Annotated in this window: 24 protein-coding genes; 11 read left to right on the top strand and 13 right to left on the bottom strand. The window is 68.3% G+C overall.

Going from position 1 to position 23,365, the window contains the following annotated elements:
* Nucleotides 1-8: 8 nt before the first annotated feature.
* The 3 genes from SYV04_RS00120 to SYV04_RS00110 are packed head-to-tail and all read right to left on the bottom strand — an operon-like array spanning nucleotide 9 to nucleotide 2,592.
* Complete coding sequence (locus SYV04_RS00120; protein ID WP_321543492.1) at nucleotides 9-1,004, bottom strand: amidohydrolase family protein; 996 nt, start codon at nucleotides 1,002-1,004, stop codon at nucleotides 9-11.
* A gap of 36 nt (nucleotides 1,005-1,040) precedes the next feature.
* Complete coding sequence (locus SYV04_RS00115) at nucleotides 1,041-1,733, bottom strand: Smr/MutS family protein (RefSeq protein ID WP_321543491.1); 693 nt, start codon at nucleotides 1,731-1,733, stop codon at nucleotides 1,041-1,043.
* A gap of 49 nt (nucleotides 1,734-1,782) precedes the next feature.
* Entirely contained in the window at nucleotides 1,783-2,592 is an 810-nt protein-coding gene (locus SYV04_RS00110) for a TerB family tellurite resistance protein (protein WP_321543490.1), read from the bottom strand.
* Between the two features lie 52 nt (nucleotides 2,593-2,644).
* Here SYV04_RS00110 and folD point away from each other — a divergent pair, with 52 nt between their 5' ends.
* The 3 genes from folD (at nucleotide 2,645) to SYV04_RS00095 (ending at nucleotide 5,863) form a co-directional block, all read left to right on the top strand.
* On the top strand, nucleotides 2,645-3,490 hold the full coding sequence (gene folD / locus SYV04_RS00105) for a bifunctional methylenetetrahydrofolate dehydrogenase/methenyltetrahydrofolate cyclohydrolase FolD (protein ID WP_321543489.1): 846 nt from the start codon (nucleotides 2,645-2,647) through the stop codon (nucleotides 3,488-3,490).
* A 2-nt stretch (nucleotides 3,491-3,492) separates the two neighbouring features.
* Complete coding sequence (locus SYV04_RS00100; protein WP_321543488.1) at nucleotides 3,493-4,425, top strand: ADP-ribosylglycohydrolase family protein; 933 nt, start codon at nucleotides 3,493-3,495, stop codon at nucleotides 4,423-4,425.
* Nucleotides 4,426-4,534: 109 nt separating this feature from the next.
* Nucleotides 4,535-5,863, top strand: coding sequence for a family 16 glycosylhydrolase (locus SYV04_RS00095; protein ID WP_321543487.1), 1,329 nt, complete (start codon nucleotides 4,535-4,537; stop codon nucleotides 5,861-5,863).
* 21 nt (nucleotides 5,864-5,884) lie between these two features.
* Here SYV04_RS00095 and SYV04_RS00090 read toward each other — a convergent pair whose 3' ends face one another.
* The 3 genes from SYV04_RS00090 to SYV04_RS00080 are packed head-to-tail and all read right to left on the bottom strand — an operon-like array spanning nucleotide 5,885 to nucleotide 7,698.
* Entirely contained in the window at nucleotides 5,885-6,526 is a 642-nt protein-coding gene (locus SYV04_RS00090; protein WP_321543486.1) for a cyclase family protein, read from the bottom strand.
* Nucleotides 6,527-6,549: 23 nt separating this feature from the next.
* Nucleotides 6,550-6,702, bottom strand: coding sequence for a hypothetical protein (locus SYV04_RS00085; protein WP_321543485.1), 153 nt, complete (start codon nucleotides 6,700-6,702; stop codon nucleotides 6,550-6,552).
* 30 nt (nucleotides 6,703-6,732) lie between these two features.
* A complete protein-coding gene (locus tag SYV04_RS00080) occupies nucleotides 6,733-7,698 on the bottom strand; it encodes a hypothetical protein (protein ID WP_321543484.1) in 966 nt (321 codons plus the stop codon).
* Between the two features lie 316 nt (nucleotides 7,699-8,014).
* On the opposite strand from SYV04_RS00080, the gene SYV04_RS00075 reads away from it, so the two are divergent.
* Nucleotides 8,015-8,794 (top strand): hypothetical protein, encoded by a 780-nt coding sequence (locus tag SYV04_RS00075; protein WP_321543483.1) that lies wholly within the window; start codon nucleotides 8,015-8,017, stop codon nucleotides 8,792-8,794.
* A gap of 15 nt (nucleotides 8,795-8,809) precedes the next feature.
* Here the strand turns inward: SYV04_RS00075 and SYV04_RS00070 are convergent, their stop codons facing one another.
* Both SYV04_RS00070 and metF read right to left on the bottom strand, forming a co-directional pair.
* Nucleotides 8,810-9,235: a hypothetical protein gene (locus SYV04_RS00070; RefSeq protein WP_321543482.1), complete on the bottom strand. Its 426-nt coding sequence runs from the start codon at nucleotides 9,233-9,235 to the stop codon at nucleotides 8,810-8,812.
* Entirely contained in the window at nucleotides 9,232-10,104 is an 873-nt protein-coding gene (gene metF, locus SYV04_RS00065) for a methylenetetrahydrofolate reductase [NAD(P)H] (RefSeq protein WP_321543481.1), read from the bottom strand. Before metF ends, SYV04_RS00070 begins: the two co-directional genes overlap by 4 nt.
* 100 nt (nucleotides 10,105-10,204) lie before the next feature.
* On the opposite strand from metF, the gene gcvT reads away from it, so the two are divergent.
* The 3 genes from gcvT to gcvP all read left to right on the top strand — a co-directional run bounded on the left by gcvT (nucleotide 10,205) and on the right by gcvP (nucleotide 14,687).
* Nucleotides 10,205-11,296, top strand: a complete 1,092-nt coding sequence (gene gcvT / locus SYV04_RS00060; protein WP_321543480.1) for a glycine cleavage system aminomethyltransferase GcvT — start codon at nucleotides 10,205-10,207, stop codon at nucleotides 11,294-11,296.
* A 25-nt stretch (nucleotides 11,297-11,321) separates the two neighbouring features.
* On the top strand, nucleotides 11,322-11,708 hold the full coding sequence (gene gcvH / locus SYV04_RS00055) for a glycine cleavage system protein GcvH (RefSeq protein WP_321543479.1): 387 nt from the start codon (nucleotides 11,322-11,324) through the stop codon (nucleotides 11,706-11,708).
* Nucleotides 11,709-11,789: 81 nt separating this feature from the next.
* On the top strand, nucleotides 11,790-14,687 hold the full coding sequence (gene gcvP, locus SYV04_RS00050) for an aminomethyl-transferring glycine dehydrogenase (RefSeq protein ID WP_321543478.1): 2,898 nt from the start codon (nucleotides 11,790-11,792) through the stop codon (nucleotides 14,685-14,687).
* Nucleotides 14,688-14,774: 87 nt separating this feature from the next.
* On the opposite strand, the gene SYV04_RS00045 is transcribed toward gcvP, so the two are convergent.
* Together SYV04_RS00045 and SYV04_RS00040 are read right to left on the bottom strand one after the other, a co-directional pair.
* A complete protein-coding gene (locus SYV04_RS00045; RefSeq protein ID WP_321543477.1) occupies nucleotides 14,775-15,032 on the bottom strand; it encodes a hypothetical protein in 258 nt (85 codons plus the stop codon).
* A gap of 37 nt (nucleotides 15,033-15,069) precedes the next feature.
* On the bottom strand, nucleotides 15,070-15,807 hold the full coding sequence (locus SYV04_RS00040; RefSeq protein ID WP_321543476.1) for an EcsC family protein: 738 nt from the start codon (nucleotides 15,805-15,807) through the stop codon (nucleotides 15,070-15,072).
* Nucleotides 15,808-15,964: 157 nt separating this feature from the next.
* On the opposite strand from SYV04_RS00040, the gene SYV04_RS00035 reads away from it, so the two are divergent.
* On the top strand, nucleotides 15,965-16,435 hold the full coding sequence (locus SYV04_RS00035; RefSeq protein WP_321543475.1) for a hypothetical protein: 471 nt from the start codon (nucleotides 15,965-15,967) through the stop codon (nucleotides 16,433-16,435).
* Nucleotides 16,436-16,438: 3 nt separating this feature from the next.
* Here the strand turns inward: SYV04_RS00035 and SYV04_RS00030 are convergent, their stop codons facing one another.
* The 3 genes from SYV04_RS00030 to SYV04_RS00020 all read right to left on the bottom strand — a co-directional run bounded on the left by SYV04_RS00030 (nucleotide 16,439) and on the right by SYV04_RS00020 (nucleotide 20,612).
* Nucleotides 16,439-17,341, bottom strand: a complete 903-nt coding sequence (locus SYV04_RS00030) for a cation diffusion facilitator family transporter (protein ID WP_321543474.1) — start codon at nucleotides 17,339-17,341, stop codon at nucleotides 16,439-16,441.
* Nucleotides 17,342-17,397: 56 nt separating this feature from the next.
* The gene (locus SYV04_RS00025; RefSeq protein WP_321543473.1) at nucleotides 17,398-18,642 is read right to left on the bottom strand and encodes an energy transducer TonB; all 1,245 of its coding nucleotides are present in this window, start codon (nucleotides 18,640-18,642) and stop codon (nucleotides 17,398-17,400) included.
* A gap of 140 nt (nucleotides 18,643-18,782) precedes the next feature.
* A complete protein-coding gene (locus SYV04_RS00020; protein WP_321543472.1) occupies nucleotides 18,783-20,612 on the bottom strand; it encodes a SpoIID/LytB domain-containing protein in 1,830 nt (609 codons plus the stop codon).
* A gap of 38 nt (nucleotides 20,613-20,650) precedes the next feature.
* Here SYV04_RS00020 and SYV04_RS00015 point away from each other — a divergent pair, with 38 nt between their 5' ends.
* From SYV04_RS00015 to tnpB, 3 genes are all read left to right on the top strand, one after another.
* Nucleotides 20,651-22,324, top strand: coding sequence for a right-handed parallel beta-helix repeat-containing protein (locus tag SYV04_RS00015; RefSeq protein WP_321543471.1), 1,674 nt, complete (start codon nucleotides 20,651-20,653; stop codon nucleotides 22,322-22,324).
* Between the two features lie 78 nt (nucleotides 22,325-22,402).
* Nucleotides 22,403-22,747 (top strand): IS66 family insertion sequence element accessory protein TnpA, encoded by a 345-nt coding sequence (gene tnpA, locus SYV04_RS00010; protein WP_321543470.1) that lies wholly within the window; start codon nucleotides 22,403-22,405, stop codon nucleotides 22,745-22,747.
* On the top strand, nucleotides 22,744-23,085 hold the full coding sequence (tnpB, locus tag SYV04_RS00005) for an IS66 family insertion sequence element accessory protein TnpB (protein WP_321543469.1): 342 nt from the start codon (nucleotides 22,744-22,746) through the stop codon (nucleotides 23,083-23,085). The genes tnpA and tnpB overlap by 4 nt, the downstream gene beginning before the upstream one ends.
* Nucleotides 23,086-23,365: the final 280 nt, after the last annotated feature.

Raw genomic sequence — 23,365 nt, 5'->3', positions numbered from 1 at the left:
AGGGGGCTTCAGCCGGAGATGAACGAGTACTGCCGTGCCCAGGCCAGGGTCTGGTCCACCTGCTCGGGCGTGAGGATGCCGTTGCGCTCCACCAGCTCGATCTCCCGGCGCATGTCCGTCTCGAGCAGGTAGGGGCCATCCGTGTTGATGGTGAACTTCACCCGGCGGTCCCAGAACGTCTTGATGATGTGCCGCATCTCGTCCAGCCCCTCCACCGCCTTGGTGTGCAGGTTGGACGTCGGGCACAGCTCCAGCACCACATCGCGATCGCGCAGGACCTTCATCGCCTCTTCGTCATAGGCGGCCCGGATGCCGTGGCCGATGCGGTTCGGCTTGAGCCGCTCCACCACGGACATGACGCCCTCGGCGCCCGTGCCCCGCGTCTCACCGGTGTGGACCGTACACTTGAGGCCCCCGCGCCGCGCCTTCTCGAAGAGGTCCTCGTACTGGGCCACCACCTCGGGCCGCAGCTCCATGGCGTTCTTCTCGGTGCCGGCCAGGTCGATGCCGTACACCCCGCGCGTACGGTACTTGATGGCCTTCTCCACCAGGATGCTGTTGAGCGCGTGGTCGAACTCGCGCGCCAGGCAGAAGATCAGCCCCACCTTCACCCCGTACTCGAGCATCGCCCGGTCCATGCCGCGCAGCGCCGCGTGGATGATGTGGTCCAGGTCCAGCTCGGAGCTCAGGTTGCGCTTCATCGGGTTGAAGCGCAGCTCCATCTGCGTCACCCGGCTGCCGCGGTACTCCTTGCCGATGACCTCGTACACCGAGCGCTCGATGGCGCTGGGCGACGATTGGATCTTCTCCGTCCAGGTGTGGAGGATCTTCAGGTAGTCGTCCAGGCTGCCGACCTTGCCGGGCCTGGAGGTGATGAGCTCCACGAAGTCGAAGTAGTTCTTGACCGGGAGCTTGAAGCCCTGCTGGTGCGCGATGGACCAGAGGATGTGAGGTGCTACCGCGCCACCCACGTGGATGTGCAGATCGATGAGGTCGCGAGCCATGGCGGCATGTATGCACAGTGCCGCCCGGGCGTCCAGCTACCTGCGAAGCAGCACGTAGACGGCGCCCGCTCCCCCGTCTTGGGGCCGTGCGGAGGCGAAGGCCAGCACCTGCGGGCCGATGCGCTTCTGGCTCAGCCACCCCTTGAGCTGCTCCTTGAGCACGGGGATCTGGTCATTGGAGTGCAAACCTCGGCCGTGGACGATGAGCACGCAGCGCCGCTTGGCGCGGCGGCTCTCGGTGATGAACTTCTCCACGGCTCCCTTGGCCTCCACCGCCGTCATGCCGTGCAGGTCCAGCTTGCCCTGGAGGGAGAAGTCGCCCCGGCGCAGCGCCCGCAGGAGGTTTCGGTCCGTGCCGGGAGAGGCCCCCTCGATGAACTCGGTGGAGTCGGAGATGTCGAAGTCCCCGCTGCCGGCGACGAGCTCGGAGAGCTGGGCGAGCGCCTCGGCGTTCTCGTCGATGATCTCCGGCAGGCGCGGGTTGGGCGCGGGGGCCTCGCCGCGGTTGGTGATCTGCTGGACCCCATCCATGGCCGAGTAGAAGAGGGCGGCATCGTCCTCCTCCTGGACGGCCTTCTTCTTGGGGGGCGGTGGAGGCGGGGCCTTGGCCTTGGCCTGGGCCTGGGCGGGCTCGGCGGGCTTCTTCTGGATGGCCTTGATGGCGTCCTTGAAGGGGTTGTTGTGGAACGCCTCATCCTTCTTCTTGGGGGGGCCGTTGCGTTGGCTCATAGACACCAGTGCTCCCGAGCAGTACGGGGTTTCAGGGTTTAACGGCCCGCTACAATCCGCGCAGGCGTCGGATCTCCTCATATGCGTCCTGAATCTCCTGGAAGCGACGGGTGGCCTGCTCGACCGCCCCGGTGCCCAGGTGGGAGACGCGATCCGGATGATGGGTGGTGGCCAGTTGGCGGTAGGCGCGCTTCACCTCCGCGTCCGAAGCCTCCGGGTCGAGGCCGAGCCGGGCGTACTGGGCCTGGCCCGTGCCCAGGTAGCGGGCCGCCACCGCGCGCCGGTCCTCCTCCGTGAGGCCCAGCCCCTTGGCGATCAGGCGCAAGGCCTCCTGCTCGGAGCGCTTCAGGTCCCCGTCCACGAGGGCCAGCTCGTAGAGCGCGTCGATGAGCAGCAGGCGATCGCCGGTGGGCAGCTCGTCGCGGCATGCCGCGATGGACGCCTCCAGGGCGGGAGGCTTCTGGATGAACTCCTTGAGGTAGAGGCGGACCATGTCCAGCGCCTCGGGGCCGTACTTGAGCTGCTCCTGGAAGTACTCGCGCACCACGCGGACCTCGTCCCGCTTCACGTCGCCATCCACCCGAGCCACCTCGATGAAGAGGGCGCACAGGTGGTGGGCGAAGTGCTCCTGGGCCTGCTCGTCGAGGGCCTCCTGCGTAAGGGGCTCCGGGGCGGGGTTCCGGAAGGGGCCGGTCTCGAGCGCCTCGGCGGGATTCTCGGGAGGCGCGGCGGTGGCGTTGTCGTAGAAGTGTCCCGCCACCGCGCCCGCGAAGGTGAGCAGGATGATGGCCAGGGGGCCTCCGATCCAGAGGCCCAGCATCAACCCGACGATTGCACCGAGAACTTTTCCTGGGGCCACCGCTGCGTCACTCCCTTGCTGGGACCTAGTTTCGCATAGAGTCCGCCAGCCCATGGCTCAGTTGATCGATGGCAAGGCAATCGCGGCCCAGGTTCGGGCCGAGGTGAAGGCGGATGTCGAGCGGCTCAAGGCGGAGCGGGGGCTCGTCCCCGGGCTCGCCGTGGTCCGGGTAGGGGAGGATCCCGCCTCGAAGGTCTACGTCACCGGCAAGAAGAAGGCGGCCGGGGAGGTGGGCTTCAACTCCTGGGAGCACCACCGGGACGCGAGCATCACCCAGGACGAGCTGCTGGCCCTGGTGCGCCAGCTCAACGAGGACCCAGCGGTCCACGGCATCCTCGTGCAGCTCCCGCTGCCCAAGCACATCGACGCGGAGCTGGTCATCTCCACGGTGAAGCCCGAGAAGGACGTGGACGGCTTCCACCCGATCAGCGCGGGCAACCTGTCACTGGGCCGGCCGGGGCTGAGGCCCTGCACGCCGTTCGGGGTGATGCGGCTGCTGAAGGAGGCGGGCTGCAACCCGGCGGGGAAGCGGGCCGTGGTGGTGGGGCGCAGCAACATCGTCGGCAAGCCCATGGCGCTGATGCTGCTGCAGGCGGACGCCACGGTGACGATCTGCCACCGCAAGAGCGATCTGCCCCGCGAGGTGGGCATGGCGGACATCCTCGTGGTCGCGGTGGGCGTGGCCGAGCTGGTGAAGGGCGAGTGGATCAAGCCGGGCGCCGTGGTCATCGACGTGGGCATGAACCGCAAGGCGGACGGGAAGCTGGTGGGAGACGTGGAGTTTCAGGCGGCCTCCGAGCGCGCCTCGGCCATCACCCCGGTGCCCGGGGGCGTGGGGCCGATGACGATCGCCATGCTGATGCGCAACACCTTCATCGCCGCGACCGGTGGGGTGTAGCGATGCCCACCCGGGAGGAGCGGATCGCCGGGGGACTCTACGGGCTGCTCATCGGGGACGCGCTGGGAGTCCCGTATGAGTTCCACCCGCCCGAGCAGATTCCCCCGAGGGAGCAGATCGAGTTCGAGCCTCCCGTGGGCTTCCGTCGGGCGCATGCGCGCGTGCCTCCCGGGACGTGGTCCGATGACGGCGCGCACGCGCTGTGCCTCCTCGCATCGCTGCTCTACAAGGGGCACCTGGATCCGGAGGACCTCGGGCGCAGGCTCTGGAACTGGTACGAGCTGGGCTACATGGCCGTGGACCACGAGGTCTTCGACGTGGGCATCCAGACCTCGAACGCGCTGGCGATCTTCCGGGCGGGAACGCCCGCGCTGAAGTCAGGCCCCAAGGGCGAGATGGACAATGGGAACGGCTCGTTGATGCGGGTGCTGCCGCTGGCGCTCTGGCACACGGGGACCGACCAGGCGCTCGTGTACGACGCCATGAGGCAGTCCCTGGTGACGCACGGCCACCTGCGCTCCCAGGTCTGCTGTGCGCTGTACTGCCTCTGGGCGCGGCGGACGTTGGAGGGCGCGGCGGACCCCTGGGCCGAGGCCGTGGCCACCTTCCACCAGCTCTACCCCGAGGGCATGGAGGCCCACACGGAGCTGGAGTCCCACATTCGCCCGAACGCGCCGGACCTGGGGCGAGGCACCGGCTACGTCGTGGACTGCCTGCGCTCGGCGCGTGACTGCGTGCGGGCGGAGGCGAGCTACGAAGGCGTCGTGAAGGCCGCCGTGGCGCTGGGCAAGGACACGGACACCACGGCTTGCGTGGCGGGCGGCATCGCGGGGATCCGCGAGGGGCTCCAGGCCATTCCCGCGCGGTGGCGCAAGACGCTGCGGGGCCAGGAACTCGTGGAGCCCCTGCTCAAGCAGTTGATTGACAGGTCCTGAACTAAAGCCAAAACAGAAAAAGCTGGATAAGGCGTCATTCCTTGTGTATTGAAAGCGCTTTCAGATCCCTGGCGGTCCCGCCAGGAGCGCGAACCACAAGGAGCGTCGAGTGACTTTGAGGATCCTGAAGGCGGTGCGGAGCGGTCGTGGTCTCCTGGCGGTGGGACTTGGAGGGCTTCTGCTGGGAGCCCCGGCCTGTTCACCCGAGAGCCCGAGCGCTCCGGAGGCGACGGAGTCGGTAGCGCAGGCGGCGGTCGCGGCCCCGATCGGGCAGACGATCTGGTTGAAGTCCTGCCTCACCCAGAAGTTCGTCTCGGCGGACGGGAACCTCGGAGCGAACGCGCCCCTGGTGGCGGACCGCGCGGCGGCGGCGGGCTGGGAGCAGTTCCAGATCATCGACGGGGGTAACGGCACCATCGCGCTGCGCGTCGCCGAGACCCAGAAGTACGTCTCGGCCGACACGAACCTGGGCGGGCGGCTCGTCGCCGACCGGACGGCCATTGGCGACTGGGAGCGCTTCACGTGGGTGGACTTCAACAACGGCACCATCGGCCTGCTCGCCAAGAGCACCGGCAAGTACGTGTCGACCGATACGAACCGCGGCGGGAACGCGCCGCTGTACGCCGATCGCGCGACGGCCGGGTGCTGGGAGGCGTTCTCGTGGGCGGCGGTGGGCGGCGGTGGCGGCGGCGGGAGCTGGAAGCAGATCTGGAGTGACGAGTTCAACGGCACCAGCGTGGATGCCAGCAACTGGAGCTACGTCACGAACATCCACGTCAACAACGAGCAGCAGCAGTACACGACGTCGTCCAACAACGTGCAGGTGAACAACGGGACGCTGAAGCTCATCGCCCGCCGGGAGACGAACAACGGCTACCCGTTCACCTCGGGCCGGCTGGAGAGCGCGGGCAAGCGGGAGTTCCGTCACGGCGCCGTCGAGGCGCGGCTGAAGATGCCCGTGGGGCCTGGCCTGTGGCCGGCGTTCTGGATGCTGGGCAATGACATCAACACGATTGGCTGGCCGGCCTGCGGCGAGCTCGACATCATGGAGAACGTGGGCTACGGCAACTGGACGTCCGCCGCGCTGCACGGCCCTGGGTACTCGGGCAATACGCCCATCAACGGCCAGTTCACCGTGGACTCGGTCGCCAACTGGCACGTGTACCGCACCGAGTACTCCCCGACGGAGATCAAGTGGTTCGTCGATGGGACGCTGGTGAAGACGACGACCAAGGCGGAGGTCCAGCGCTACGGCAACTGGGTCTACGACAAGCCGCTCTACATCATCCTGAACCTGGCGGTCGGTGGCGGCTACCCGTTCGGCATGAACGGAGCGACGACGCCGTACTACGGCGTGCCGCAGTCGACGGCGGACCTGATCGGCCGGACGCCGCAAACGTTCGAGATCGACTGGGTGCGCGTCTATCAGTGGCAGTAGCGCCCGGCATTTCACCGGTTCTCAGCCTGGATGGGGCCTCAGCACCGCTCGCGCGGGGGCTCCATCTCCCCCCTCGATGCGCAGGGGGAGGCAGATCAGCTCGTACGCTCCGGCTCGGACCGACGAGAGGTTGAGACCCTCGATGACCCAGATGCCGGCCTGGAGCAGGGCCAGGTGCGTCTCCTCGGCATCCTCCCGGAACCCGCCTACGGACAGGTAGTCCACGCCGACGGTCCGCACGCGACGCTCGGCGAGGTAGGCGGCCGCGTCCCGGGAGATGAAGACGAAGTCCTCGATGAAGGCATCGGTCTGCCAGCAGCGCTCCGAGTTGCGGGTGCGAAACAGCACCCGCTCTCCGGGCTGGAGGCTGGCGGCTTCGAGCTCCGCGCGCTTGATGGACACCGAGTCCTGGATCTCGATCACCCGGGCGAGCCCCAGCGTCGCATCGAGGGGCATCCGGTCGATGCCCACGCCCCCGCGCTGGAAGTGCGCGGGCGCGTCCATATGCGTGCCGGTATGGACCCCCATGGCCATCGACGAGACCGAGGCGACATCGCCCCGCTCCAGATCCATCACCCGCTCGATCTTCACCGGCGGGTTGTCTGGCCAATGCACCATGCCGGTGCGCAGGGGGACCGAGACGTCAATCCAGTCAGTGCTCATGGTGTCGGGGGACTCCTGGGGGGCTACTTCCGGTTGCCGCGCATCCTCGGCGGCGGATTCTCCACGAGGAAGGGGTTGGAAGGCTTGCCTGCCTTGGGGAGTTTCTTGGCGGCCGCGGGCTTCTCCTTGGAGGTCGTGGCCTTCTTGGTCGTGCTCTTCTTGTCGTGGGTGGGCATGGGGTCTCCTGAGGTTGGGTGGGGCGGTGACTACGCGGCGGGCTTCTCTTTGTGAGAGCGCCAGATGAACGAGTAGACGTCCATCAGGTCGCGAGGTTGGTGTCCGGCGGCCACCAGTCGCTCCGACGTCTTCCGCGCCACTTCCAGGAAGCGCTCATAGGAGGCGCCGGTCACGGGCGCATGCTTGTCCGCCGTGAGGTTCAAGATGAGCGCCTGCTGCTCGAAGACAGTGGGCTTCACGAAGGTGTGCTGCGTGGGGGCGTACAGCGCCTGCAGCAGCGTGGCCAGGGGCCAGGTGACCTTGCGGCCCTGTCCCTCCGCGTCCCAGATACGGATGGAACTGGCGAGCTTCTCGAAGCGCGGCCCGTGCGCGCCCTCGCCGTGCAGTAGCTCGCCCAGCGCCGCCACGAATCCGGCTCGGTCTTCCTCCTTCATGGTGGAAAAGGGGATGGGGCCCTCCATGGGGAAGACGAGGTTGGTGAATCCCAACAGCTTGTTGCAGACGGTGAAGGTCTCCTCCGGCGTGGCGCTCGCCAGTTTCTCGGGCGAGAGCTGCTCCTGGGCGAGCTTGATGGCGGCGGTCTTGTACCCCTTCTTGCCCTTGGCCTCGGGGGCTCCTCGCTCCTCGGAGACGAACTTCTCCCCCGCGAAGCCGCCGGGGAAGAACGTCTCGAACCAGCGCACCTGGGCCTCGAAGGAAGGGAACACGGCCAGGAGCGAGCGCGCCCCCGCGGACTTGGTCTTTGCCTTGGCGGCCTTCTTCGCCGCGCCGACTCGGGGATGCTTTCCTCGCAGTCGGGCATCGAGCGCCCGGGCTTCGTCCTCGCTCAGCTCGGCTTCCTGGAGCCCCTTCACCTGGGACTTGATGAAGACCCGCCGCCCCCCGTGCTCGAAGAAGAGGGTGAGCTTGCCGTCCTTGTCGTCCAGCAGGGTCGCGCGACCCCAATCGGGTTGGCCCTCTAGCGTGTAGAGGGTCGGGGTGGCAGGGGTGGGCATGCGGTTCTCCCAGGTGCTGCGTTCTGCCCGCCGCGTCCGCGACGGGCTCGTCGCGGTGTCGCTCTTCGGCAGGCTCCCCCGTGGCGGGGGCCACCCAAGATACGTCGGGGACGGAGAAGACTTTGCCCGGACAGCGATCGTGTCGGCGCTTGGCCGCTTCGAGTGTTTGCCCCGAGACGGCTGGGGGCCCCAGGCGCTCCAGGGCTCTCGCAGGGGAAGGGGCCTGCTGGAAGCGCTTGCCTTGTCACAAGCCCGGGCAGGGCCCTCCAACCCTGGGAGTTTCGCTTCGGGGCCCTGCGCCCCCAGGAGGTGTCCCTTGGTTCGGTCCTTCATTCACTGCGCGGCTGTGATTGTGGCGCTGCAGGCCCTCGGCGCCGCGGCGGCCCCTGGGAAGCAGCGCGTCCAGGAGCCGCAGGGCGGCTGCCCCTATTCGAGCGTGTTGGCCCGCGTCCAGAGCACCATGGAGGACTCCTGGAAGCGGGGGATGACCGTCAGCCTTGGGCAGAGCTTCCGCGTGGGAGGCCTCGACACCCAGGGCAAGCTCGCCGAGCAGACGGCGGTGGACATCTCCATCCGCGACGCCGCGGGAGGTCCGGAGCGGCCGGTCAGCAACGGACAAGCCGTGGTGCCCCCCAAAGCAGGGGAGTACGTGGTCACCGTTCGCTGCGGAGACCAGGCGGATACCGCGCGCGTGACGGTGGCCGCCTGCACCCAGGACGACTGGGAGGCGAGCACGAACCGCGTGCTACCGGCGCGGACGATCGCCTCCTATCGCGACGAGTCCTCCTGGCGCGGATCCGCCTGGCCGACCACCCACCGGCGCAAGTGCGAGCGTCCGCAAGAGGCACTGCACCTGTACTGGATTCACCCCTTCGCCTCGGACCCCTCCCACCGGGACCAGCTCCGCCTGCGCTATGTCGGCTCGAACCCGGACTGCGCGCGAGCGGTCTCGGAGCGTGGTGGGGCCTTGGAGTACCTGAGCGACGGGAAGGGCGCGAACAACGTCCACGTGGTGGGGCGCGGTCCCTATCTGCGCGTCGCCCTGAACGGCAAGTGCCTCACCGAGGCCAGCAGCTTCATGCTCGTGTGGCCCTGAAGCCCTGGCGTCTCCTCACGGCTCGAAGGACTTGCGTACCTCGGGACGGCTGAGGATGAAGAGCAGCCAGCAGGTGACGGGAATGCCGATGCAGGCGGTGGGCGATAGGCAGAAGGCCGCGGCGATGGCGCCCACCGTGGCGAGGCCATAGCCGCGCAGCTTCATGGCGCTCATCGCCCCCCACACGGACAGGGCGCCGCAGGTGACTCCGGCCAGGATGGTGAGCACCAGGGCCGGGGTGACCTCCAGCACCGCGGGAGGCTGATCCGGCGGAGGCGGGAAGGGGGAGGGGACCTTCAGCAGGGCCAGGATCAGCCCCACGGTGTTGAACAGGATGGCCAGCACGCCCACGCACAGCAGGAAGAAGGCGGGCGGGCGCACCATGCGCAGCGCGACCGCGCGCGGATCCGACGCCGGCAGGTTCAGTCCCGGGCCGCTCATGAGCGGGCCCTCAAGGCGCCCACGATCATCCGCGTCGCCGGGGACTTGTTGAGCGTATAGAAGTGGATGCCGGGCACGCCGCGCGAGAGCAACTCCATGCACTGCACGGTGGCGTGCGCCACGCCGAGCTGCACCACGGCGTCCGGCTGGTCCTTCACGCGCTCGAGCTGGAGCGCCAGCCGCATGGGCACCGTCGCGCCGCACAGGCGCGTGAAGCGCTGCACCTGCTCATAGTTGGTGATGGGCATGATCCCCGGGACGATGGGAACGTTGATGCCCGCGCGGCGGGCCCGCTCCACGAAGTCGAAGTAGAAGGCGTTGTCGAAGAACAGCTGGGTGATGAGGAAGTCCAACCCCGCGTCCACCTTGGCCTTCAGGTGCTTGAGGTCGTCGTCCCTGGAGTGCGTCTCCACGTGGCCTTCCGGATAGCACGCGCTGCCGAGGCAGAAGTTGAAATCCTCTTCTCGGATGAATTGCACCAGCTCCGAGGCGTAGCGGAAGCCGCCCGGCGTGGGGACGAACTCCGTCTGCCCCTGGGGCGGATCGCCGCGCAGCGCCAGCACGTTGTCCAACTTTGCCGCGGCCAGACGACGCAGCACGTCACGCAGCTCCTCCCGCGTGTGCCCCACGCACGTGAGGTGCGCCATCGCCTCGATGCCGGTGGTCTGCTTGATGCGCGTGACGAGCTCCACCGTCCGGTCTCGCGTGCTGCCGCCCGCTCCGTACGTCACCGAGACGAAGCCGGGATCCAACGGCGCCAGCTCCTCCAGCGTCTTGAGCAGGTTCGCCGTGCCCTCGTCCGTCTTCGGCGGGAAGAACTCGAAGGAGAAGCAAGGATTGGATGGATTCAGCCGATTACGAATCTTCATGTCTCACTCAGTGTAGACGGTCCGCGACAGCCTTGATTGGAAGAGGTGCGTGGGTATAGTCCGCCCGCTTTCGCCCCCCCACCCCCCAGAGGAGAGAACCATGGCCCGGCGCACGCCCCTCAACGAGGCCCATCGCAAGTTGGGCGCTCGAATGGTCGACTTCGCGGGCTGGGACATGCCCGTCCAGTACTCTTCCATCCTCGGCGAGCACGAGACCGTGCGCACCGCCGTGGGGCTCTTCGACGTGTCCCATATGGGCGAGATCGAGTTCTCCGGTCCCGGCGCCCTGGAGGCGGCCAACCGGCTCATCTCCAATGATCTCGCCCGGTGCAAGGACGGGCAGGCGGTCTACGCGGGGTTGCTCAACGAGCAGGGCACCTTCGTGGACGACGTCGTCGCCTACCGCTTCTCCCCTGAGCGCATCTTCATCTGCGTCAACTCCTCCAACCGCGAGAAGGACTTCGCCTGGATGCGCGAGCACGCCCAGGGCGTGAAGCCCGTGGACCGGGGAGACGACTACGCGCAGATCGCCGTGCAGGGCCCCAAGGCCGAGGGCCTGGTGCAGCGCCTGACGAAGACGAACGTGTCCAAGGCCCAGGTGGACACCTACCGCTTCACCGAGGGCGAGGTGGCGGGCGTCAAGTGCATCATCTCCCGCACCGGCTACACCGGCGAGGACGGGTTCGAGCTGTACTGCGCGCCCAACGACGCGGAGAAGCTCTGGAACGCACTGCTGGAGGGAGGCCAGGCGGACGGCGTGAAGCCGTGCGGCCTGGGCGCCCGCGACAGCCTGCGCACGGAGATGAAGTACGCGCTCTATGGCAACGACATCGACGATGCCCATACCGCGTTGGAGGCGGGTCTGGGCTGGATCGTCAAACTCGACAAGCCCGGCGGCTTCATCGGCAAGCAGGCCCTGGAGAAGCAGAAGGCCGAGGGCCTCAAGCGCAAGCTGGTGGGCTTCGAGCTGACGGGCAGCGGCATTCCGCGCCATGGCTACCCCATCCTCAAGGATGGGCAGCGGGTGGGCGAGGTGACCAGCGGCACGATGGGCCCCTCGGTGAAGAAGCCGATTGGCATGGGCTACGTGCCCACCGAGCTGGCGGCCGAGGGCTCCACCTTCGAGGTGGAGATCCGTGGCCGCTCCGTGGCCGCCCAGGTCGTGAAGACCCCTTTCTGGAAAAAGCCGTAGGCCCCTGGCCTGAGGAGCAAACGCTATGTCCGACATCCCCAAGGACCTGAAGTACACCAAGGACCACGAGTGGGCCCGCCAGCAGGGCAACACGGTCATCATCGGCGTCACCGCTCACGCGCAGGAGGCGCTGGGGGACGTGGTGTACGTGGAGCTGCCCAAGGTGGGCTCCACCCTCACGGCGGGTAAGCAGTTCGGCGTCATCGAGTCCACCAAGGCGGTGTCCGAGCTGTTCGCACCCCTCAGCGGCAAGGTGGTGAAGGTGAACGACGTGCTTTCCGACAACCCGCAGACGGTGAACGCGGACCCCTACGGCAGCGGCTGGATCGTCGAGATCGAGCCCTCGGATGCCCAGCAGCTGGGCGAGCTCATGGACGCCGCGGCCTACGAAACCCTGGTCAAGAAGGCCTAGTGCCGAACCCAGGCTGAATCCGCGCGCGCCGGTTGTTACGCACGGCCTTTGAATTCTCTCGCACGCGAGCGCTCGAACATCATGTCCCTTAACTGGAAGTATCAGGAGTCCTTCGCCGGTCGTCACATCGGGCCGGATGACCATGAGCTGAAGGCCATGCTGGCCGTGCTGGATGCCAGCTCTCTGGACGCGTTCATCGACCGGACGATCCCCCAGGCCATCCGCTCCAAGGAGCCGCTGCGGCTGCCGGCGGGGCAGGGTGAGCACGAGCTGCTGGCGGCGCTCGAGGGCATCGCGGCGAAGAACCGGGTCTTCAAGAGCTTCATCGGCATGGGCTACTCCGGTACCCACACGCCGAACGTCATCCTGCGCAACATCTTCCAGAACCCGGGCTGGTACACGCAGTACACGCCCTACCAGGCGGAGATCGCCCAAGGTCGTCTGGAGGCGCTGCTCAACTACCAGACGATGGTGATGGAGCTGACGGGCCTGGAGGTGGCCAACGCCTCGCTGCTCGATGAGGGCACCGCCGCGGCCGAGGCCATGGGCCTGGCGCTGCACGTGAAGGGCGACCTCCAGGACGGGGCCTTCTTCGTCTCCGAGGCGTGCCATCCGCAGACGATCGACGTGGTGCGCACTCGCGCCCTCCCGCTGGGCGTGGAGGTAGTAGTGGGTGACCACCGCACGGTGGATCTGGGCTCGAAGAAGTTCTTCGGCGCGCTGCTGCAGTACCCGGCCACCGACGGCGTGGTGCAGGACTACCGCGCCTTCGCGGAGAAGGTACACGCGGCGGGCGGCATGGTGGTGATGGCCACGGATCTGCTGGCGCTCACGCTGCTGACGCCTCCGGGCGAGCTGGGGGCGGATGTGGCGGTGGGCAGCGCCCAGCGCTTCGGTGTGCCCATGGGCTACGGCGGTCCGCACGCGGGCTTCTTCGCGACGAAGAACGCCTACACGCGGCTGATGCCGGGCCGCCTCATCGGCGTGTCCGAGGACGCGCAGGGTCGGCGCGCGCTGCGCATGGCGCTGCAGACGCGCGAGCAGCACATCCGCCGCGAGAAGGCCACGAGCAACATCTGCACCGCGCAGGTGCTGCTGGCGGTCATCGCCGGCATGTACGCGGTCTACCATGGGCCCCAGGGGCTCAAGGCCATCGCGGAGCGCGTCCACGGCCTCACGGTGCTGCTGGCCCAGGGGCTGACGAAGCTGGGCCTCAAGCCTCGGCACGAGCAGTTCTTCGACACGCTGCGGGTGGAGCTGTCGGCGGAGCAGGTGCGCGCGGTGCTCGCGGGCGCCGAGGCGAAGGGGATGAACTTCCGCCGCATCGACGAGCGCTCCATTGGCGTGTCGCTGGACGAGACGACGCGCGCCTCGGACGTGGAGGCCATCCTCTCGGTGTTCGGCGCGGGCAAGGCGCTGGGCGCCACCTTGGAGCAGCTGGGCGCGAACCGCTCCTCGCCGGTGGAGGCGGGGCTGCGGCGCCAGAGCGCGTTCCTCACGCACCAGGTCTTCAACAGCTACCACTCCGAGACGGAGATGCTGCGCTACATCCGGCGGCTCGAGTCGCGTGACCTGTCGCTCACGCACTCGATGATTCCGCTGGGCTCCTGCACCATGAAGCTCAACGCCACCGCGGAGATGATCCCGGTGACGTGGCCGCAGTTCGGCGCGCTGCATCCGTTCGCGCCTCCCGCGCAGGCGGCGGGCTACAAGGTCATCTTCGAGCAGCTGGAGAACATGCTGTCGGAGGTGACGGGGTTCGCGGGCTGCTCATTGCAGCCGAACGCGGGCAGCCAGGGCGAGTACGCGGGCCTGCTGGTCATCCGCGCCTACCACCAGAGCCGGGGCCAGGGGCACCGGGACGTGTGCCTCATCCCGTCCTCGGCGCACGGCACCAACCCGGCTTCGGCGGTGATGGCGGGCTACCACGTGGTCGTCACCAAGTGTGATGACCAGGGCAACATCGACATCGCGGATCTGCGCGCTCGGGCGGACGAGTACAAGGACCGGCTCGCGGCGCTGATGGTGACGTACCCGTCCACGCACGGCGTGTTCGAGGAGGGCATCAAGGAGATCACCTCCCTCATCCACGAGCGCGGCGGTCAGGTGTACATGGACGGCGCGAACCTGAACGCGCAGGTGGGGTTGATGAAGCCGGGGCAGCTCGGCGCGGACGTGTGCCACATCAACCTGCACAAGACGTTCTGCATCCCGCACGGCGGTGGCGGCCCGGGCATGGGCCCCATCTGCGTGGCGTCGCACCTGGTGAAGTTCCTGCCGGGGCACCCGGTCATCGCCACGGGTGGCGGGGAGGCCATTGGTGCCATCTCGGCGGCCCCGTGGGGCAGCGCGAGCATCCTGCTCATCTCGTGGATGTACATCTCGATGATGGGCGGCGAGGGCCTGACGCGGGCGACGAAGATGGCGATCCTCAACGCCAACTACATCGCTCGGCGGCTGGACGCGCACTACCCGGTGCTCTACCGAGGCAAGACGGGTGGGGTGGCGCACGAGTGCATCGTGGACCTGCGGCAGCTGAAGAAGACAACGGGCGTCGAGGTGGAGGACGTGGCCAAGCGGTTGATGGACTACGGCTTCCACGCGCCGACGGTGTCGTTCCCGGTGGCGGGCACGCTGATGATCGAGCCGACGGAGAGCGAGTCCAAGGCGGAGCTGGACCGGTTCTGCGACGCAATGATCGCCATCCGCGAGGAGATCCGCGAGATCGAGGAGGGCAAGGCGCCCAAGGACAACAACGTCCTGAAGAACGCGCCGCACACGGCTCGGGTGATTACCGCGCCGGAGTGGAACCGGCCCTACTCGCGTGAGAAGGCGGCGTTCCCGACGAAGTGGGTGGTGGAGAGCAAGTTCTGGCCGGCGGTGGGTCGCCTGAACAACGTGCTGGGTGACCGCAAGCTCGTCTGCTCCTGCCCTCCGACGGAGGAGTACATGACGCCGGTGCCGCCGAAGGCGGCGTAGTCCCCGCGTCTGTGGCTTCGTGAAGCACAAAGGCCGTCTCTCCCGAGTGGGGAGACGGCCTTCGTCTTTGGAAAGAAGCGCGGCGGGCTACTTGGGCTGGGCTTCGGGGGGCGGGGGCATCGGCTCGCCGGGGCCCCACATGGCGTGCTCCTCATTGGCATAGAGCTGATCGCGCTGCGCCATCATGGACTGGGCCACCGCATACGCCCACCGCGCGAGCTCCGCGTGGTTGTGGGCGGCGGCCGCCGTCATCTCCGGGCTCGCGAGCCGTCCGGCGAGCGCCTGGCCCGCGAACCAGTCGCGCAGCGTCATGCCTTCGACTGTGAACATGGACTGGATGGTCATCGGTGTCTCCTCATTCGGTACTGCAGGGGCGAGGGAATCAACTCGCCTTCTTCTTCTTCTTGGGCTTGCGGACCTTGGCCTCCACCACTTCCTCGGCCGGTGCCTGCTCCTTCGCGAACTGACGCCGCACCTTGAGGTCCTGCATGCAGCGCTCGCCCACGCGGCCAGTGAGCACCTTGTTCATCGAGGAGCCCACGGCGATGCCCACCAGCGGCAGCGCGCGCAGCAGGCTCTTGGAGAGCTGCATCAAGGCGATCTTGGTGAACACGCTCACCAGCATCTTCGACACTTCGCGGGGCGCGTACTTCCAGATGGCGATGCTCTCGGCGTGCGCCACATCCACGAAGAAGTTACGGCCGCTCTTGGCGTTGTAGGTGCTCACGGACGCCATGAGGAAGGCGAGCTGGCGCTCCTTGTCCTGGGTGATGTCGAAGCCGTAGAGGTGGCTGAGCACCAGCGCCATCTCCACCTCGTACTTGAGCACCATGCCCATGTCCGCCAGCGTGCCGCCCGCGGCCGCCAGCAGGGTGCCCGCGCCGGGGATGAGCGCTGGGGCCGCCGCCAGGCCACCGGTGATGGCGGTGCGGTTGGAGAAGTGACGGACCACCTCCAGCGCCGCCGCCTCGATCGTGGCCAGCTCGTCGTCCAGCTTCTGCTGCTGGGCGCGGCGCAGGTGCTCCTGGGAGAGCGCGATCAGGCTGTCCGTGTCGGCGATGATGCGCTCAACCACGGTTAGCAGCTTGCGCCCCTGGCTCTGGTCCTCGACTTCCTTCATGTGCCCCCCTCGTGGCGGCCCCAGGCGTCATGTCCCGGGGATGCACGGGACGCTGGTCGACCGCCCCCAGGCCTGTCAAGCGCCGGACATGCCGGTTGCTCGGCCCCTTGGCGCTCCAAGGAGGGCTTCACATCGTCCTTCGCGGGGAGGTGGACGGGTGGCGAGGCTCAACGGTCGGCAGTGGGGGCTGGTGTTGATTATCGCGGGGAGTCCGGTGGTCCTCGCGTGTCTGCTGGGCGTGCTTCAGCCCACGTTGCTGCGGCCCGTACTGGGCACGGCGGTGGGTGGGATGAGCTGGGGGCTGGCGTGCCTGCTGGGATGGGTGGGCGGGCTGCTCTTCGCGCGCGGCCTCGCCAAACTGCAGCGCTCGCCCGGCTTCGCTTCGCCGGTCCGGCGCAGCTTCGGGCTGGTGCTCGCGGCGCTGCCTCCCCTGGGGCTGTGCATCGTCCCGGCGGTGGTGTTGCTCCTGGGCGGGCCCGTCTACGCGACGTCCCTGTCCTACCGCGAGAATATCGGGCAGCGGACGGTCACCTCGCTCCACTCCGCCGCCTCCGACTTCGCCAACAACGTGCGGCGCAACCTGCCGCGCCAGCTTCCGAGGCTGCCGAGCCCTTCGCCTCAGTGGTGAGCGTCAGCCCGCCGCGCGCGCGGGCTCCACATGCACCACCACATCCACCACCTGTGGGAAGGCGGAGTGGAGCTTCTGCTCCACCTGGTCCGCCACGTCGTGGGCCTGGGCCGTGGTGAGGTTCGGGTCCACTTCGATCTTCAGGTCCACGTAGACGCTGTCCTCCATGCCTCGGCTGCGGACGTCCCGGCACGAGCGCACGCCTGGCACGCTGATGGTGAGCTCCGAGACCTTCGTCGGATCCAGGCGCGCCGTGTCCGAGAGGATGCCCACCGCCTGCCGGACGATGCCGTAGGCCACCCAGGCCACGAAGACCATCACCAGCAGGGCGATCACCCCGTCCGCGCGCGGGTAGCCCATCCACACCAGCAGCAGGGACAACAGCACCGCCAGCGTGACGAACACGTCCGAGAGGGTGTGGTTGGCATCCGCCAGCAGCAGTGAGCTCTTGAGCTTCTGGCCGTAGGAGCGCTCCACGCGGGTGACGGCGAGGTTCACCACGAGGGTACACAGCATCACCCCCGCCATGATGGGTGTCACCGTGGGGTGCCGGTCATGCAGCAGCGAGTCGAGCGCCATGCGCCCCAGCTCCAGCATGCCGATGCCGATCATCGCCCCGATGCCCAGCGAGGCGATCGCCTCGAACTTGCCGTGGCCGTAGGGGTGGTCCTCATCGGCGGGGCGGGCCGCCGCCGTCATGGCCACCAGGCCGATGATGTTGGAGCTGCCGTCGATGAAGGAGTGCAGGCCGTCCGCTGTCACCGAGGCCGACTGGTGGAGCAGGCCGAAGCCGAGCTTGGCGATGGCCACGGCCCAGTTGGCGGCGAGGATGGCCGCGAGCACCCGGCGGACCTTCCGGTTGCGCTCCGTGTAGGCATCGAGAGGGGTTGAGATGGAGGCTTCCACGGAGGTGGAACCCTAATGTCCCCGCGCTCCGGCCGCGAGCCTCCCGTGCGCTTCTGTCAATTGGACTGCCGGAAGAGGCGCATCCGCGGGCCGCCACCCATCTCCAGGAAGAAGCCGAAGGAGAAGCGCACCTTGGAGTCGTCCTCCAGCAGCCCGGGCGGCGGGTTGGGGAAGGGCTGCGCGCGCTGGAAGGAGTCCACGGCCTCCAGGTCCAGGAAGTCCAGGCCGCTGCTCTTCTCCACGCGGATGTCCTCGACCAGGCCCCGCTCGTTCAGCGTCACGTTGACCAGCGTGTACCGGTCCTTGCCGCTGTAGATGGCGCCGGTCGGGTCCCTGCGGCGGAGCAGGGAGTTGGGGTTCCAGTACATCCCCACGCTCTGCTTCACCCGGTTGAAGAAGCTGGCGTACTTCCACTCGCGGGTGTTGAGCAGGGTGCCCTCGCCCTCGTCCACGTCCCGGAGGTGATCGTTGGGCGCCGCGCCGATGAGCTTGTCCATCACCGCCTGCGAGGGCATCAGTGTAGCCACTCCGGGCAGGCCCACGCGCCCCATGGAGCCCTGGTTCTCGTCCGCGCCGGTGCCGTTGTTGACGCGCAGCCGCTTGGAGTTGCCCGCGATCTCATCGCTCTCGTTGCGGTTGTTCACTTCCATGCCCGGCCCCGGCGAGCTCGGGTCCGTCTTCAGCGCGATCTCCTGCTTCTTGCGCGCATCGGGAAGCTCGAAGCGGGGCTTGGTCTCGCCTCCGCTCATGGGGAGCTCGTCCTGGCCCAGCCCGTTGTTGCCAGCGACCTGGGGCTGCTCCACGGCCTGCTGGCCATCGCCCTGGCGCGACTGCGGCGCCGTCTGCTGAGGCATGGCGTTGCGGTAGTGGGCCGTCTGCTCGCGGGCCTTCGTCTCCTTGGCCACCTTGTTGTCCCGCTCGGCGATGTACTTCGCGTCCGGGGCTTCCTGCTCGTTGCCCCGCTGCACGTCCACCACCTGGCCGTCGGGCCGCTTCCGGTCCTTCTTCTCTTCCTTCTTCTCCTCGAGGCGGGGGCGTTCGGTCGTCTGGCTCTTCGAGGGCTTGGACTCGCCGCGGTTCTTCGCCCACTGGTCCGCGGTCAGCGGCCGCACGGCGACGGCGCTGGGCTTGCGGGTCAGCTGCTTGTCGCCTCCCGGCAGGTTCACCTGGATGTAGGACAGGAGGATGATTCCTCCTACGAAGGCCACATGCGCCAGCAGGGCGAGCAGGAACGCCAGGAGGAGCCGTCCAGGCCCCTCCTTTCTCCGCCTGCGCCTGTCTGCCGGTGTGTGTGTGACCACGTCTTGAATGATAACCCTCGAAGCGCCTTGCTACTCCCAAGCCGTCGCCAGGAGAACAGGAGAGCGGCTGTATTTTCCCAGGAATCGTCTCTGGACACCGCCGGCCCCGTCCCGGGGTCCTCTCCTGGCGGGAGGGGGAGCTAGTAGATGGGGGCTACCTCGGCTCCGTTGTAGTAGTGGTGGAGGATGTCCCGGTAGCGCTGGCCCGCCTCCGCTCGACCGATGGCCCCCGTCTGGCACATTCCGACCCCGTGGCCCCAGCCGCCGCCCCGGAACACCCAACTGGTAATGCGGCCCTCGGCGTCTCGCTCGGCCCTCACCACCGCCATGCTGCTGTTGAGCATCCCGAAGAGCCGGCGAATGTTCAGCTCTCCGCGAATCTGCGTGGCGCCGCGCTCTCCGGAGATCATCAGCAGCCGGGCCCGGCCCGAGACGCCCCGCTCCTCGAGCGTCATCGCCTGCACGGGGCCGACGCCCAGCTTCTCCGTGAAGGCGTTCACCTGCGCCGCCGAGAAGCGCTTCTCCCAGCGGAACTTGCTCGGCTGCGCGAAGCTGGACAGCCGGCACGCGGCCGGCAGGTCCGTGGCCTTCAGGAACTCCTCGAGATTGGAAGGGGAGGGTGCCCCGGCGGGAGGCTCCAGCAGGTCCGGCCGTCCGCGCAGGCTGGGGTCCGGCGGATCTCCCCAGACGATCTCGTTGTCCTCCGTGTGGCCGCCACACATGGCGCTGTAGACCGAGTCCACCAGCCGCCCGTCCTGGGAGAAGAGCGCCTCGCCCCGGGTGGCCTCCACCGCCGCGCTGGTGCTGGCCGCTTCGCCCGTGCGGCCCCGGTACACGGCGCAGTGCTGCTCGGAGCACAGCAGGTACGGGTCCGCCAGGTGCTTCACGCCCACCTTGGCCAGCACCTCGCCCCGAGCCGTCACCGCCTGGGCCTTGAGGGCCTCCATGTGCGCGCGGGCGTAGATCTCCGAGGGCACCAGGCCCTTGAGCAGCTCCTCCAGCTTCACCCCGTTCACCACCGCCAGCGTGCCGAAGCGATCCACCGCGAGCTGCAGCGTGCCCCGGAAGCTGCGGTCCTCGAAGCCGTGGTTGTCGTAGCCGACGTTGTGCTCCACCTGCCGCACGTCGAAGCCCGCTCCATCCAGCGTCTCCGCCATGAGCGTGTCCTGGGCCAGGCCCACCACGCCGCCGGTCCTGTCGCGCACCTCGAGGATGCCGCGCGCCGGGGTGCGCACCTCCTCGAAGAGCGTCGTCCGCGTTCCGAACTGGCGAAGCAGCTCCGCCTGCCGCGCGACGGCCTCCTCGTGCGTGAGCTCTTCGTCCACCAGCAGCAGGTAGCGCCGGTTGTCGATGACCTTGCCGGCGATGCCATAGAGGGCCCCCAGGACATGGGTGCGCACGGACAGGCCTCGGGCCTGCCACTCCTCCTGCGCTGTCGCCAAGCCCGTCTTGTCCGCGAACCGGAACTCCTCGAGCTGCACTCGGGAGCTGAGCACCGCGGGCTCGCCCTGGGTGACGCGGACCTTCCACACGGTGCCGGCGGGGGCCTCGAGCACCTTGTCCTCGGGGCCGCCGAAGCGCAGCCGCATCCGCCCTCGGGGAGAGAACGTCACTTGTGGCCGGCCCTCCATCAACCGGATGGGGACCTGCGGCTCGCCGCCGCGAAAGTCGAGCCGCTTCACGTCCGTGGGGGCCGTCAGCCGCTGGGACAGCGGATCCTCCTCGGGCAGGGGAGGAACGCTCACGTCCGTGGGCGCGGCAGGACGCGCCGCGGGCGCCGTGTCGCTGGGCCCGGGAGACGGAGCCGGAGACGGAGTGGCGCAGGCGGCGAGCAGCAGCGCAAGCAGGGTGGTGGCGGCCTTGAGCACGGCGTAAGGACCGTAGCCGTGTCGAGCACCGGCCGCCACTTCGAGCGCTTGCTGGGACGCATGCTCAGGAGACTCCAGGACGAATAGGTGGCCCGGGGCCATGCGTTGGCCATGCTCACCCACCTTTTAGGAGGCAACTGATGCGGAAGTCCCTGGCGGCCTGGATGGCCGCTTGCCTGCTCTCGACCGGCCTATGGGCCTGTCAGCCCGGAGATACGGGCTCGGTGGACGAGGCCCCGGCGGCCTCGAATGCGACCGCGGGTGTACCTCGCGCAGCCACGCCGAACGTGGGCGCGTCCCCGACGCCTACCCCCACTCCGGGGGACTCTGAGTCCACTACGGCCATGGGCCAGCCGGTTCCTGTCGGCGCGCAGCCCGTTCCGAATACCCCGGTGGCGGACCTGCCGGCGCACGAGGGCCATACGCCCATCGCACTCCAGCCGGGAGAGCAGACCTCCGCGCCCGAGACGACCGCCAAGCCGCCGGTGCGGGAGTGGGTGGTGAGCGCTTCGGGCAGCGATACCGCGGCGGGCAGCGCCGCGCAGCCCTTCCGGACCATCGGCAAGGCGCTGAGCGTGGTGGGGCCGGGCGAGATCATCCGCGTCCTGCCGGGCACCTATGCCGAGACCCTCGCCCTGGGGCAGAACGTGAAGGCGGGAACGGCCGATGCGAAGATCACCCTCCAGGGCGAGGGCAAGCCGCGCATCATCCCCAGCGGGGGCAGTGGCGCGCTGGTGCAGGTGAGCCGGCCGAACTGGATCATCGACGGCTTCGAGATCGACGTGCAGGGAGAGGCGCGGTTTGGCGTCACCTTCGAGGGAGACGTGCGCGGCTCGGTGCTGGCCAACTCGGAGCTGCACCACGGCGCGGGGGGCGCGGGCGTGACGACCTATGGCAAGGCCACGGGCGCGGTCATCGAGAACAACCACATCCACGACTTCGTGAAGAAGACGGGCAACCAGGACTCGCACGGCGTGGTGGTGCAGCCCTCGTCGGTCGACATCACGGTGCGCAACAACGACATCCACGACAACTCGGGTGACTCGGTGCAGTGCCTGGGGCCCGAGGGGTTCAGCAGCCTGCCGCCGGCGAAGGGGCTGGTGGTGGAGAACAACCACTTCTACGCCAACCGTGAGAACGCGGTGGATATCAAGACCTGCCACGACGTGGTGATCCGCAACAACCGGATGCACCGCTTCAAGCCGTCGTCGACGGCGAAGGGCGACGCGGTGGTGGTGCATTACTCGGCGCGCAACGTGCTCATCGAGAACAACGATGTGTACGACTCGGGCAAGGGCATCTCGGTGGGAGGCAATCGCGAGGGTCCCGTGCCGAGCGGTGTGATCATCCGGCGCAACCGCGTCTATGACATCACCAACCAGAACGGGGGCGAGGGCTCTGGCATCCGCCTGGAGAACTCCGAGGGCACGGTGGTGGTGAACAACACCATCACGCGCGTGGCGGCGGCGGCGCTGGTGCTGGGGCATGGCACGGGAGGCCCGACGAGCAACGTCACCGTGGAGAACAACATCATCGACGCCGCGCTGGCGGTGAACCTGGGCGGTCAGCGTCCGGGGATGAAGATGGGGTTCAACCTCTTCCCGACGAACGCCCAGTTCAAGGCGGGGGGCTCGGAGGTGGGGCTGGATCTGTTCAAGGAGACAACGGGCGATCTCACCTCGACGTCGGCGGACCCGCAGCTGTCGGCGGAGTTCCAGCCCCAGGCGGCCCCGGCGGTGGACCAGGGCACGAACGTGGGCCTGCCGTTCTGCGGTGGAGCGCCGGACATCGGCGCGGTCGAGACCGGCTGCTAATCAGCACGGTCCACGCCGCGTATCCGCTGCATGAGCCCCGTCTGGAGTAGCTGAGCCAGAGCGAGCAAGGTGGGGCGCATGGCAGACATCGAGGTGTGGAAGAAGCGGGTGGAGGACTGGCGCGCCAGCGGTCAGAGCGCCGGGGAGTACTGCAAGGGCCAGGAGTTTACGGCCGGCACGCTCTACCGGTGGTCGAGTCGACTGGCGGAGCCAGCACGAGAGGAAGGAGCAATGCCCCTGGTGAGGTTGGTGGGTGGCCCTCAGCCGCCAGCCCCGCAGCCGGCTGAGGCCGCGGCGCGGTCGGTGGCGGTCATCATCGAAGTGCAGGGAGCCCGAGTGCTGGTGCCGGCTGGAGCGCAGGTGGCCACCGTGGGGGTGGCGCTGGAGGCGCTCGGGGCCAGCAGAGGGAGCCTGGCGCGATGATTCCGCACGGCGTGGAGATATTCGTTGGGCTGGAGCCCATTGACTTGCGCTGGGGATTCGAGCGGCTGGCTGGGTTGGTGGAGACACGACTGGAGCGCCCGGCGCGCAGCGGAGCTTTGTTCGTGTTCTTCGGCAAGCGGCGTACGGCGCTCAAGGTGCTCTTCTACGATGGGACGGGGCTGTGCCTGTTCTACAAGCGGCTGGACCAGGGCTGCTTCCAGGTACCGCAAGGGCTGGAGCAAGGAGCCGCCCACCTGGTGGTGGAGGAGCACGTGCTGGAGGAGTTGCTGGACGGGCTGCGAGTGGAGGCGCCGCGTCGAGGAGCTCGTCCGCATTGAGGACGGTGTGGAGCGGGCTGCACGCGCTGGTCGCCTACCTATGAGGTAGGTATCGACAGCGCGGAGGTGAGGGGTTACAAGGCCGAGGTGCCCCTGCAGGAGCCCACTGCCGCGACGCTGGCGCGCATCGCCGAGCTTGAAGCGCTGCTGAGCGCTGAGCGCTGAGCGGCAGCGCAGCGCTCAGTTGGAGAGCGAGCGGGACGTGCTGCGTGCTTCGCATGAGCGGCTACGGCTGGAGTTGGAGCTGCTCAAGCGTCGCCTGTTCGTTGCCAAGGCCGAG

Origin of the sequence: Hyalangium ruber (genome assembly GCF_034259325.1) — a bacterium.
Classification (GTDB): domain Bacteria; phylum Myxococcota; class Myxococcia; order Myxococcales; family Myxococcaceae; genus Hyalangium_A; species Hyalangium_A rubrum.
Note: the sequence above shows the minus strand (reverse complement) of the source record. Positions and strands in the feature narration are given on the sequence as shown.